Origin of the sequence: Pedobacter agri PB92, from assembly GCF_000258495.1 — a bacterium.
Lineage (GTDB): Bacteria > Bacteroidota > Bacteroidia > Sphingobacteriales > Sphingobacteriaceae > Pedobacter > Pedobacter agri.
In genome coordinates, this window is record NZ_AJLG01000039.1 from 19,725 (window position 1) to 32,624 (window position 12,900).

Consider the following 12,900-nt stretch of genomic DNA (forward strand, 5'->3'; position numbering starts at 1 on the left):
CACCCAAAAAAGAAAACACATGAAAACCTCAATATTAATGGCTTTAGGATTATCAGGGCTTTTGATTGTGGGAAGTTCCTGCAAAAAGTTTATTGATGTAAAGCCAGAACTCAATATATCTGATGAATTAACGATTGTTGATGGAAATTCAGCCCAAACTGCCGTACGTGGCATCTATAACCAACTTCAATCTAATGATTATTATGGTTATACTTTTCAAACACTGGGACTTTTCTCTGGCGACAATGTTCAGTATGTGGGTTCTCAAACCGTGAATCAGCAGCTTACCAATCACACTGTGCTGGCAGATTTAGCTGCTGTAGGAAATTCCTGGGCAGCAATATACAATACCATCAACAGGGCCAATAATGTAATTGCAAAAGTATCTGCACTGCCTGTTTCTACCACATTTACTGAAACTTTGCGAAATCAACTGGTGGGAGAGGCATATTTTTTAAGGGCATTAGCTTATTTTGATCTGGCCAGAACCTGGGGCGGTGTTCAGCTGGTTACTACACCAACTACTTCAGCTGCAGATCAAACACTTGCTAAACGAAGCACGCTTGCTGAAACTTATGCTCAGGTTTTAAGAGACCTTGCTCAGGCAGAAACACTTTTGCCAAATACTACAAATAGAATTAGGGCTACCAGAAAAACCGCTTACGCTTTGCATGCCCGTGTTGCACTTTATCAAAAGGATTATACAAATGCCGCTGCTTATGCAACAAGGTTAATTGAGGATACAAATTATGCCCTCACTGGCCCATATAACTCATTTTTTTGCGGCAAATGCTACCGTAACTCAGGAGTCGGTTTTTGAGCTTCAATACAATATTAACGTAACCAATAGCCAGGCTTATAACTGGCAGCCAAGCAGCAATGGCGGCGTAGGGTGGGTAACGCCGACTCCTGCAGTTGCCACTTTATTACTCAATACCGCAGTATCAGGAAATAGAAATTCATTGATTCTTACACAAACCACCGGTGGGGTTACACGATATTTTGGAAATCTTTATTACCGAACTGCTGGAACTGATCCTATTTATTTAATTCGTATTGCAGAATTATACCTGATTAGGGCGGAAGCTTTAGCACAACTTAATGACTTAGCCGGTGCCACACGAGATCTTAATGCAGTACGAAGCAGGGCAGGCTTAACAGGAACAACAGCAACAACGCAAGCCAATTTAATTTTGGCGATAGAATCCGAAAACCGGTTAGAATTTGCCTTTGAAGATCATAGGTGGTATGATTTGATCAGAACTGGCAGAGCGGGGACGATTTTAGGAATTAGTGATCCAAATAAATTGCTGTTACCAATCCCGTACGCCCAATTATTAATCGATCCGAATTTATCTCAGAATCCAGGTTACTAAATATTGAGTTATGAATGATTCTAAAATTGAACAAGACGAACTTTTGCGTGGCTTTGCTTTCAGAACAAGCTTTGTGTTTCTATTGCTGTTAACCATTCCGCTTACTGGAACTTATTATAGGCAATTGTTTAAAACAGATTGGTCACACTTTCAGGATGTTTTCCAGGCTGTTAATTACGTTCCTAAATTTTTTATAGGTAGCGATTGGGGCTTTGGAAGTTTTTCTGGTTGGGGCATCGCCCTAATTATTAGCTTAATTGCAGCTTATTTTTGGGGCTTTTTAGTTAAAGATATTAATCAAAAGGAACCTGAACTTTATTACTGGCTGCGGGTAATCGTTCGGTTTAGATTGGCCATTGCATTATTGAGTTATGGGATCATTAAAATCTTTCCAGTCCAATTACCTGGGCCCACATTAAGTGATTTACACACTGCATACGGCGATTTTTTACCCTGGAAGTTATACTATTTATCAACAGGCGTGGCTTCTGCCTATTATGAACAAAGTTTGGGCGCCATTGAATTTTTAGCAGGCTTGTTGCTCATGTTTAGGCGCACAACAATTATTGGTGCCGGATTGGCAACTGCGTTATTGGTTAATATCGTGTTGATCAATTACGCCTATCACTTGAGCGATCAACTTTACAGCGTTTATTTGTTAATCCTTTCCGTATTTCTGCTATTATACGATACACCGCGACTTTATAATCTTTTGGTTAAGGAGCGAAGAGCAAAGCCAGATGAATTTAATCCCGCTTATAAACCAAAACTTAAGCTGCCCCTAAAATTTGCTGTTATAGTTTTTGCAATTTTCTTCAGCACCATTACTTATGCTAATTATCGAAATAGCAATTGGCCCTATCCGAATACACCAGGCTTAGCTAAAGCAGCTGGTTTTTATAATGTAGAAAGTTTTCAATGGAACGGGGAACAGAAACCCTATTCGTTAACTGATAGTTTGAGATGGGTTGATGTTGTTTTTGAAAAATGGAATGTATTGAGCATTAGAAAAAACATTAATGCACCAATTAATCCAGTTTCACCCAGTTTAACTTTTCAAAAAAATGGTTTAGGAGATTACGAATCTAAAGGCAATGCTGGGAGGTTTTTTTATACATACATATTATCTGGATCGAAACTCAAACTCACAAATAATAATGATCCTACAGATACTTTACAACTTTCTATTTCAAGGCCGGATAATGATATCATCTTATTAAATGGGGTTGATGCAAAACATGATTCTCTTAAGGTGAGTTTGAAAAAATTACCGAAGGAATATTTGTTGCAAAAAGGACGTCGTAAAAAAGTAAGCGTTTATTAATCAATTTAACTATAAGCTATGGAAACGCTGGTTACATCGAAAATACATACACAAAATTTAACAGAACCAAACCAATGGCAGGTTTGGAACAGATGGGAGAAAATCTTGTTTAGGATTGCCTTTATCTTTATTTTTTTGCTCATTATTCCGGTTACAACCGATTGGTATTCAAAAGCTATTTCTTCCAAAACAGTCTTCGCTTTTCTGAATAACCTCACGGGTTATCGCCCAAATTTTTATAGCCTGCAAACACCCAGCGGGCGGTGGGGAATAGGTGCTTACGCCACCTGGGGTGTCGCTTTAATAGTTGCACTACTTGGTGCTTCAATTTGGACTTTTATCGCCAGAAAAAGCAAAAGAACAAATTATAACACACTTTATTATTGGCTTCGTGTTGCGGTTCGCTATCGCATTGCTATAGGCATTATTGCCTTCGGCTTTTTAAAACTCTATCCCATGCAAATGCCCGACCCTTCCATTTCCAATCTCGATACCAATTTTGGCGACTACAATACTTATAAAATTTATTGGCAGATAGTAGGTGTGTCTATCTGGTACGAAATTGTTTTGGGTTTGGTGGAAATTGTGGCCGGAGTGCTGCTTTTTTTCAGGGGAACTGTTGCCATTGGTGCAGTATTGGTTGCGGGGGTACTCTATAATATTGCCCATGCCAATTTTGCTTATGATGGAGGGGTTCATGTTTACAGTAGTTTTTTTGTCCTTTTATCCCTGTTTTTACTTATCCAATATGTGCCCAACCTGTGGCGACTGCTGATTTTGAAAAAGGAGGTTACGCCAAACTATTATTATCCTCCGTTGAAAACGAAAAAGCAACGCAGTATTTTCTACTCCACTAAATATGCCTTTGTAATTGTTTTTACCATCATTTTTGCTTACCTGAGATACGATGTACATTATCATGTTGGTCAACTTAAAGAGCCTATTACACCAGGGCTGCCAAATGCTGCGGGATATTACAACGTGACAGAGTTTAAACTAAATGGTAAGTTATTGCCATTTAATCCGCTTGATTCAGTCAGATGGCGTAGTGTGGTTTTTGAAAGATGGAGTACTTTGATTTATCAGGTTCATAAGCCTTTTTCAATCTCATTAGCGAATGGAACACCAAATCCAAAAGATATAGACAGGAGTTATGAGTTGGCTGGCATTGCCGGAGGAAGACGCTTCCTTTATTATACCATTGATCATAAAACGCAGAATTTAATATTGCAGGATAAAAATCGCCCTTCAAGAGACGAAGATGGACCTGGTAAAAAGAATAAGTCGAAAGAAAAGGTGGTAAAGGAGCAAAAATTGGTTTGGCACTTTAAGCGTGATGGAAAAAATCGGATCATCCTTTCCGGATTGAATGATCGTAAAGACTCTCTCTATGTGGTTTTGGATAAAGTGGATAGGAAATTTGCTTCGAAACTGGATAGAAGTGAACTTAAATTTAATAAGTAAAGTGATGTTAAAAAAAATAGTAGGCGTCGTTTTCGCCATGATGATGAGTTTTCAAATTTTTGCCCAGCTGAACACGCAGGTACTAATTAGGGCGCAGGCAAAAGATGCAAAGTTTATTGGCACCGGCATTGGTGGGGCACTAGTGGTGGTACGAGACCATTTAACAAAAGAAATTTTAGCTAAGGGGTTAACTACCGGAAGCTCTGGCAATACTGAAGTAATTATGAATCAAGCTAAAAAGCGTGGACAATCTATCACAGATAGCGCTACAGCAAAATTTATAGCCAATTTAAAAATCGCTGAACCAACTTTTGTGGATATAGAAGTAGTGGCGCCAGTGAATAGGAAAAATGCAACTATTAATGCCTCCACCCAGCTATGGGTAATTCCCGGTAAAAATATTTTAGGTGAGGGTATTGTGCTGGAAATACCAGGGTTTATAGTAGATATTTTATCACCTACCACACACCAGCAAATCAAGCAGGCCAGTTTAAAAAATGGTTCGCTAAATTTCAAAGCAAGTGTTACGATGAGTTGTGGTTGCCCAATCACAAGTGGAGGTATTTGGAATGCTGATAAAATTGACGTTCAGGCAATTGTTAAAAAGGAGGGTGTTAAAACAGAAGATTTGGCCTTAGTATTCACCGGACAAACCAATCTTTTCGAAGGAAAACTAAACATCAAAGAAAAGGGAAATTATGAGATTTTGGTTTTCGCTTATGATGAAAAAACCTGCAATACCGGGGTGGATAAAATTAACTTTGTAATTCAGTGATGAGAAGAAGATCATTTATTCGGCAAGCAGGCGGATTTTTCCTGCTATCTGCAGCCTGGCCTTCAAAGGTTTTTAGTGGCAGTAGAAATTGGCATATTGAACAATTTCAAGATAAAGGTCTTGCTCATTTTTCTTATGCCGTTTTGGTAAATGGAAAAATTATATTAATTGATCCGGGCAGAAATCCTAAACCTTACCTCGACTATGCAAAATCTCAAAATGCAGCAGTAACGGGTGTTATAGAAACACATCCGCATGCTGATTTTACCAGTTCACATCTGGAATTTCAAAAACTGAATAATATAAAAATTTATGCCAGCAGTTTAACTAAAGCTAGTTACCAGCGTACCGGTTTTGATGATGGGGACAAAATAAGGCTGAGCGATTCCGTTAGTTTAAGGTCTGTTTTCACACCAGGCCATGCACCAGACCACATCGCTGTTGTACTTACCGAAAACGGAAAAGATATCGCTGTTTTTTCAGGAGATTCATTATTAATTGGAGACGTTGGCAGACCAGATTTGAGAGAAATTGGAACGGATGCAACCACACAGCGCAAACGATTGGCCGAACAATTATTTGATACCCTCCATCAAAAATTTGCGAAGCTTGCTGATTCAGTAATTGTATACCCTGCTCATGGTGCAGGTTCTCTTTGTGGGAAAGCGATCCGGGACGCTGCAAGCTCTACTATTGGAGATGAAAAAGCTCATAATCCAGCTTTTCAGATAAAAACCAAAGAGGAGTTCGTTAAAAATATTTTAAATGATCTTCCATTCACACCTAAATATTTTTCATATGATGTGGCCTGGAACATCAAAGGCTTGCCTGGCTTTGCAACTAGTATTGCCAGTGTAAAGCTGCTTGAGACGAATTTTGTACCTTCGGAAAATAGCATTATTGTTGACGCCAGACCTGAATCGGTTTTTAAAAAATCTTATTTAAAAAATGCGATCAATCTACAAAATGGTGCAAAGTTCGAAACCTGGTTAGGCAGTACAATTCCTCCCAATACGAGTTTCTATCTCGTCGCAGCCGATAAGCGTGTGCTAGAAGAAGTGATTGCTAAAACAGCAAAAATCGGTTATGAACAACATATAACAGGAGCTTTTATTTACAATCTCGTAGACGGACAAAAGCTCGAAAAATATGAAACTACAACAAGCGCTATTGATGAATCAACCTACACTATCATTGATGTGAGAACAGAAAGAGAGTTTAGGGATGAGCCCATTTTTAAAAGTGCAATTAATATTCCTTTGCAGGATTTAAAAGATCAATTAAATAAAATCCCTCAGGATAAACCAATTTTAGTTAACTGTGCGTCGGGTTATCGTTCTGCTGCGGGGAGCAGTATTATTAAGAACAAATTTCCAAACCACGCTGTTTATGATTTGGGAACAGCCGTTTTAGATCTCGAAAAGACAGGTACCTCACACAAACCCAACCACTAGTGCAGAAAAATTACGAATATGATGCTGTTGTAGTAGGCTCAGGTCCGAATGGACTGGCTTGTGCGATCCAGTTGCAGCGAAGTGGATTATCGGTATTATTAATCGAAGGATCAGAACAAATTGGTGGCGGTATGCGTTCCAAGGAATTTTTCCCAGGATATTTGTCCGATGTTTGTTCGGCAATTCATCCAATGGCCGCCGGATCACCTTTTTTCAGTCAGCTGCCACTTACCGACTATGGATTAGAATACATTAATCCACCCGTTCTGGCAGCTCATCCATTTGATAATGGAACAAGTGCTTCGCTCAAATCTTCACTATATGAAACGGCCAATGGATTGGGTATAGACAAAGGAGACTATCTCGATTTGATGCAGCCAATCGTTGAGAATTGGCCAAAATTAGCTGAAGATATTTTAGGCCCATTTAAAATTCCTAAAGAACTTATTGCAAGTCTACAATTTGGTCTTTCTGCGATGAAGTCAGCTAAATGGCTGTCGAACAGATTTAAAACAGAAGAAGCAAAAGCATTATTTGCCGGAATGGCAGCGCATTCTTTTTTACCACTCGATCAATTGTCAACTGCTGCAGTGGGCCTGGTATTGATGGCAAACGGGCACCTAAAAGGTTGGCCATTGCCAAAAGGGGGATCACAGGCTATAGCAAATGCATTGCTTAGCTACTTTGAGTCTCTTGGCGGAAAGGTGCAAATGGGCTGGATGGTACGGTCTTATGGTGAAATTCCACCCGCGAAAGCGGTAATTTTTGATACGGGGCCCAAACAATTGATAGAAATTGCTGGCGATCATTTGCCTTCCATCTACAAAAAAAAGGCTTCAGAAGTTTCGCTACGGCCCAGGCGTATTTAAAATAGATTGGGCATTAAGTGAACCTGTTCCTTTTACTGCTTCAGATTGCAGAAAAGCCGGAACAGTTCATTTAGGAGGAACATTTAATGAGATTGCAGCAACTGAAAAGGCGACCTTTAATGGGAAAATTGCAGAAAATCCTTTTGTTTTGCTTGCTCAGCAAAGTTTGTTTGATGCAGATCGTGTACCCAAAGGGAAACAAGTTCTGTGGGGTTATTGCCATGTTCCAAATGGTTCTACGGTTGATATGACAAATGCAGTTGAGCAACAGATTGAACGTTTTGCACCGGGTTTCCGAGACACTATTATTGATAGGCATATAATCAATACTGCCCAATTTGAAGCCTACAATCCGAATTATATTGGTGGAGACATCAATGGTGGTGTTTTAGATCTGGCTCAATTATACAGTCGCCCAATTTTAAGTGTTTCGCCTTATAGAACACCTGCCAACGGTATTTATATTTGCTCTGCAAGTACGCCTCCTGGAGGAGGTGTGCATGGTATGTGCGGATTTCATGCCGCTAATGCTGTATTAAAAGATATTAAATAAAAAAATGCCCTCCGAAATCCGAAGGGCATCTTACATTTAAAAAAAATTAACACTAAAAGCCTAAACCTAAAGCAAATCCTCTTGAGGCATTTGTAATGGTTGCACCAGCTGTAGCAGCGCCGGTAGTCAAGTTTACACTATAAATTCGCTGTGTTGTACCTACGGTAAATAAGCCATAAGCCAGTCCACTTGTACCGCCAATATCAAATCCGTTGCTTCCTTCTACGTTAATGCCTAAGGCACCAACATCAACCAATAATCCTAAATTTGGGTTATCCTGTCTAACCAATTTATCGCTATTTGAATCGATATCAAATAAAACGGTTGTAGTTGCACCCGCAAAGTTGTTGGTATATGCCGCACCAGTAATTCCAGTTGTAGCAGGGTTCAGCACACCATCAACAGTTACGCTACCATCTAATGGGTTAAATCTTAAATTTTGACCTGTATTACTTACAATTCTGATTCTATCTACCGTTGGGTTAAAATCAAAACCAAATTGTGTTCCGCTTAATAATGTGGTTAATGGAGCTGTACCCACAACCGCGGCTGCGCCGGATGAAGTGTTGATTGTATAAATACGGCTCGTGCTTCCTAAAGCGTAAAGTTGTCCATTTAACGGACGGAAATCAATTCCTAAAATTTGTTCGCCAGTTTGAATACCGGAAATGGTTTTTACACTAACCGTTGGCGTAGCTGCCAATGGGTTGAAAATTAATAACTCATTATTGTTAGATACCGAATAAGCTACTGGTTCGGTAGGAATAGCTAAAGCCGTAATGTTCGCAGGCAGGTTTCCTATTTTCGAAGCTTTTCCACTGTTCACATCAATCGTAAATAATGCAGAAGTTCCTCCTACAGTTAATGCAGCAAGTGCTGCGGTTCCATCGGGGTTAATATCGAAACCACCTGCATCTTCTACGTCGAAGCCTAAACTTCCAACTTCAACTAATTTTCCATCATTCGGCGGATCTTGTTTATAAAGTTTATCAGTTGCGGCGTCGATATCAAAAAGCACTGTTGCAGTTGCACCGGCTTTGTTTTGCGTGTAAGCCACCGAAGAAACTCTTGCATTTGTAACGCCGTTGATAGCGCCATCAGCAATCATCACCGCTCCACTTTCTGGATTTAAACGCAGGTTTTGACCAGTATTCGTTACCAATCTAATGCGATCAACAGTTGGATTGAAATCAAAACCCACTGACGTTCCGCTAATTGCTGGTGTTAGTGGAGTAGCAGAAATTGATCTTGCCACACCGGTTTTATAGTCAATTACATATAAACGGCTTGTGCTTCCAACAGCATAAAGCTGGCCTGTTGCCGGGCGGAAATCAATTCCTAAAAGTGTTTCACCTTGTTGTAAACCAGAAATGCTAACCGTTGCACTAACAGAAGATGGATTTTTTGCATTGATCAACAACAACTTGCTGTCAGATGTTAGCGCATAAAAATTTACGTCTGGTCCCGGAACAAGTGTTTCGGTAGGGTTGTTTCTGTCTTTTTTGCAGGCAGAGAATAAAATAGGTGTCATAAGGGCAAGCAAAGCCATTATGAAAAAATGTTTAGTTTTCATCATGATTTTAATGTTTAATTAAGTATAGAATTAATAAATAGGAGCCAGGTGAGCTGCTATTTTGGGGGTTGTTCGGGAATTTGAAGATGGCAATAAGCCAATAAGAAGTTGCCAGAGAAAGAATGTTGGTTGGCATTGCCAGAGGAAGCAAAATCAAAATTTGTGATATTGTTTAAATGCAGATCAGCAAGTTTAACTTTATCTTCCAGTTGATTTTGTTTTTCTGATGATTCGGATTTCTCACTCTCAGCGGAAGAACTCTTTTGGATCAACTCTTTCGACATCTTATGAACGGGAATTGCATATACCGCAACCCTACCTGCAAATGCAAGTAGTAAAAGAAGTACAATGAAATACCGTTGGTAAAAAGGTGCCATAGTTATGATCCACGAATTTGGATTCATAAGCACTTACGTAAATAAAATTTATTTAGATTTCTATTGCAAAGAAATAATGCGAACTAAATGATCTAAGGCCACATCTTTAAAAACAAAACGCCTTCACAAATAGTTATTTGTATGGTTTAACATCAAGTGATAGGATTATTTAGTATCAAAAAAATTTTGGAGTATTATTTGTTAAAAGATGTCACAAACTTTTATTTTTCTGTCAAAACTTGTAAATTGCTTGTGCAAAAGGTTACAAATTGTCAGTTTCCTGTTGCATAAATATCCTTACAATAAACCGACAAAATTTTAGGTTAAGCTGTAGAAAGATTAAAAAATCTGCTTTAAAACCTTCAAAACACTTATTACGTAGATAGATATAACGGACACGATATTTATCACGACGCGATTCTTAAGTTAATTTCTGGGTAGTAAGTCTTTCAAAAGCTTGTTTATCCACCTATATGGCGCAATTGTTGATAAAATAAAGAAAACAGCAGGTACTCTTTTTATAATTTATTTTATAGTTTAGGGACGTAGCTGTTAAGAAAGGTATTATGGAAGCAAAATTTTCACCACAGGTTAAAGATGTAATCTCTTTTAGTAGGGAGGAAGCGCTCCGTTTAGGGCATGATTACATTGGAACCGAGCATTTATTATTGGGCCTCATTCGCGAAGGCGATGGCATGGCTATAAAAATTTTACGATCGTTAGGAGTTGATACCGGTAAATTGCGCCGCTCAATTGAAGATGCTGTTCGCGGTACTTCGAGTGTTACAGTTAACTTAGGCAATATTCCGTTAACTAAACAGGCAGAAAAAGTTTTAAAAATTACTTACTTAGAAGCTAAAATATTTAAAAGCGATTTAATTGGCACAGAGCATTTGTTGTTATCTGTTTTGAGAGACGATGATAACATTGCTTCGCAGATATTGTTACAGTATGGTGTTACTTATGATGTTTTTAAACAGGAGGTTGAAGTGAATAAAAATGGTTTCAGAGATGATATTTCAAACAGCGCATCTACGGGTGGCGATGATGATTATCGTGAAGAAGAGAGCTTTAGTACACCTAAAAAGGTTTCGGATATTAAATCAAAAACACCGGTTTTAGATAACTTCGGTCGTGATTTAACCAAGGCAGCAGAAGAAGGGCGCTTAGACCCGATTGTTGGCCGCGAGAAGGAAATTGAACGTGTTTCGCAGATTTTATCTCGTAGAAAAAAGAACAACCCGATTTTAATTGGAGAGCCAGGTGTTGGTAAATCGGCAATTGCAGAAGGTTTGGCCTTGCGCATTGTACAACGTAAAGTTTCACGTGTGCTTTTTGGCAAACGTGTAGTTACTTTAGATTTAGCATCGTTAGTGGCTGGTACAAAATATCGTGGTCAGTTTGAAGAACGTATGAAAGCCGTGATGAACGAGCTTGAAAAATCTACCGATGTAATTTTATTTATTGATGAGATTCATACTATTGTTGGTGCTGGTGGTGCTTCAGGTTCACTTGATGCCTCAAATATGTTTAAACCTGCTTTAGCCAGGGGAGAAATTCAATGTATTGGTGCTACCACTTTAGATGAGTATCGTCAGTATATCGAAAAAGATGGTGCGTTGGATCGTCGTTTCCAGAAAGTAATGGTTGAGCCAGCTACACCTGATGAAACTATCGAAATTTTAAGCCGCATTAAAGACAAGTATGAAGAACACCATGGTGTAACTTATACTCAAGAAGCAATTGAAGCTTGTGTTACTTTAACATCTCGCTATATTTCTGATCGTTTCTTACCAGATAAAGCAATTGATGCTTTAGATGAAGCAGGATCCAGAGTGCATTTGACAAACATCCACGTTCCTCAGAACATCATCGATATCGAGGCAAAAATCGAAGATATTAAGTTAGAGAAAAACAAAGTTGTTCGCAGCCAGAAATATGAAGAAGCAGCAAAATTACGCGATACAGAGAAAAATTTAATTGAAGAATTAGATAAAGCTAAAGCGGAATGGGAAGCAGAAACTAAAACAAAACGTTACGAAGTTTCTGAAGATAATGTTGCTGAAGTTGTAGCCATGATGACTGGTATTCCGGTACAACGTGTTGGACAAACCGATAGCCAAAAGCTATTAAATATGTACGATAAAGTTGCGGAGAAAATTATTGGTCAGGATGATGCCATTAAGAAATTAACCAAAGCCATCCAACGTACCAGAGCAGGATTAAAAGATCCTAAAAAACCAATCGGTTCATTTATTTTCTTAGGTCCAACTGGTGTTGGTAAAACAGAATTGGCAAAAGAACTGGCTCGTTTCATGTTTGATAGTGATGATTCGCTAATTCAAATTGATATGAGTGAGTACATGGAGAAATTCGCAGTATCTCGTTTAGTGGGAGCGCCTCCAGGATACGTGGGTTATGAAGAAGGTGGACAATTAACTGAAAAAGTTAGAAGAAAACCATATGCTGTAATCTTGTTAGATGAGATTGAGAAAGCTCACCCTGATGTTTTCAATATCTTATTACAGGTTTTAGATGAAGGACAATTAACAGATAGTTTAGGTCGTAAAGTTGATTTTAGAAATACAATCATCATCATGACTTCTAACATTGGTGCCCGTCAGTTAAAAGATTTTGGTCAGGGAGTTGGTTTCTCTACATCTGCGAAAACAAACCAGGCCGAATCTCACAGTCGTGGCGTAATAGAAAGTGCTTTAAAACGTGCTTTTGCTCCAGAATTCTTAAACCGTGTTGATGATGTAGTCGTTTTCAATAGCTTAGGTAAAGATGAGATTTTCAGAATCATTGATATCGAATTAAAAGCTTTATTCGGTCGCGTTCATACTTTAGGTTATGAAATTGCATTAACTGATAATGCTAAAGATTATATTGCCGATAAAGGTTTCGATAGTAATTTTGGTGCCCGTCCGTTAAAACGTGCCATTCAGAAATATTTAGAAGATCCGATCGCAGAAGAAATACTCAAAGGTGAATTAACTGAAGGCGATGTTTTGGAAATTGATTACAATAAAGAAACAGAGTTGATTTCAGTAAATCACAAAAAAGGCGAAAAGAAGAAAGAAGAGCCTAAAAAAGAAGAAGATTCTTCAAGTAAATAAAAAAAAGCTCCCGACT

The 12,900-nt window shown here is 38.6% G+C and carries 11 protein-coding genes; 9 read left to right on the forward strand and 2 right to left on the reverse strand.

Translation table 11 applies throughout. The features are described 5' to 3' along the window. The first annotated feature begins 19 nt into the window (after nt 1-19). From ON09_RS25635 to ON09_RS26615, 8 genes are read left to right on the forward strand one after another with little or no spacing between them, the layout of a single operon-like run. Nucleotides 20-820: a RagB/SusD family nutrient uptake outer membrane protein gene (locus tag ON09_RS25635; protein WP_202947129.1), complete on the forward strand. Its 801-nt coding sequence runs from the start codon at nt 20-22 to the stop codon at nt 818-820. Then, complete coding sequence (locus ON09_RS25640; RefSeq protein ID WP_202947130.1) at nt 750-1,376, forward strand: RagB/SusD family nutrient uptake outer membrane protein; 627 nt, start codon at nt 750-752, stop codon at nt 1,374-1,376. The genes ON09_RS25635 and ON09_RS25640 overlap by 71 nt, the downstream gene beginning before the upstream one ends. A 10-nt stretch (nt 1,377-1,386) precedes the next feature. Further along, on the forward strand, nt 1,387-2,700 hold the full coding sequence (locus tag ON09_RS07950) for a hypothetical protein (RefSeq protein ID WP_010600527.1): 1,314 nt from the start codon (nt 1,387-1,389) through the stop codon (nt 2,698-2,700). 18 nt (nt 2,701-2,718) lie between these two features. Then, nucleotides 2,719-4,164 (forward strand): hypothetical protein, encoded by a 1,446-nt coding sequence (locus ON09_RS07955; RefSeq protein ID WP_010600528.1) that lies wholly within the window; start codon nt 2,719-2,721, stop codon nt 4,162-4,164. 4 nt (nt 4,165-4,168) lie between these two features. Beyond that, nucleotides 4,169-4,939, forward strand: coding sequence for a hypothetical protein (locus tag ON09_RS07960; RefSeq protein WP_029204200.1), 771 nt, complete (start codon nt 4,169-4,171; stop codon nt 4,937-4,939). Beyond that, entirely contained in the window at nt 4,939-6,393 is a 1,455-nt protein-coding gene (locus tag ON09_RS07965; RefSeq protein WP_010600530.1) for an MBL fold metallo-hydrolase, read from the forward strand. Before ON09_RS07960 ends, ON09_RS07965 begins: the two co-directional genes overlap by 1 nt. Beyond that, a complete protein-coding gene (locus tag ON09_RS26610) occupies nt 6,393-7,262 on the forward strand; it encodes a phytoene desaturase family protein (RefSeq protein ID WP_316927783.1) in 870 nt (289 codons plus the stop codon). The genes ON09_RS07965 and ON09_RS26610 overlap by 1 nt, the downstream gene beginning before the upstream one ends. After that, nucleotides 7,189-7,815 carry a phytoene desaturase family protein gene (locus tag ON09_RS26615; protein ID WP_316927784.1) on the forward strand — a complete coding sequence of 209 codons (627 nt, stop codon included), beginning with the start codon at nt 7,189-7,191 and terminating at the stop codon, nt 7,813-7,815. The genes ON09_RS26610 and ON09_RS26615 overlap by 74 nt, the downstream gene beginning before the upstream one ends. A gap of 52 nt (nt 7,816-7,867) precedes the next feature. On the opposite strand, the gene ON09_RS07975 is transcribed toward ON09_RS26615, so the two are convergent. Together ON09_RS07975 and ON09_RS07980 are read right to left on the reverse strand one after the other, a co-directional pair. Continuing rightward, complete coding sequence (locus ON09_RS07975) at nt 7,868-9,391, reverse strand: DUF4394 domain-containing protein (protein ID WP_010600531.1); 1,524 nt, start codon at nt 9,389-9,391, stop codon at nt 7,868-7,870. A 53-nt stretch (nt 9,392-9,444) separates the two neighbouring features. Next, nucleotides 9,445-9,765 carry a hypothetical protein gene (locus ON09_RS07980; protein WP_010600532.1) on the reverse strand — a complete coding sequence of 107 codons (321 nt, stop codon included), beginning with the start codon at nt 9,763-9,765 and terminating at the stop codon, nt 9,445-9,447. Nucleotides 9,766-10,331: 566 nt separating this feature from the next. Here ON09_RS07980 and ON09_RS07985 point away from each other — a divergent pair. Beyond that, complete coding sequence (locus ON09_RS07985; RefSeq protein ID WP_010600533.1) at nt 10,332-12,884, forward strand: ATP-dependent Clp protease ATP-binding subunit; 2,553 nt, start codon at nt 10,332-10,334, stop codon at nt 12,882-12,884. The last annotated feature ends 16 nt before the right edge of the window (nt 12,885-12,900 follow it).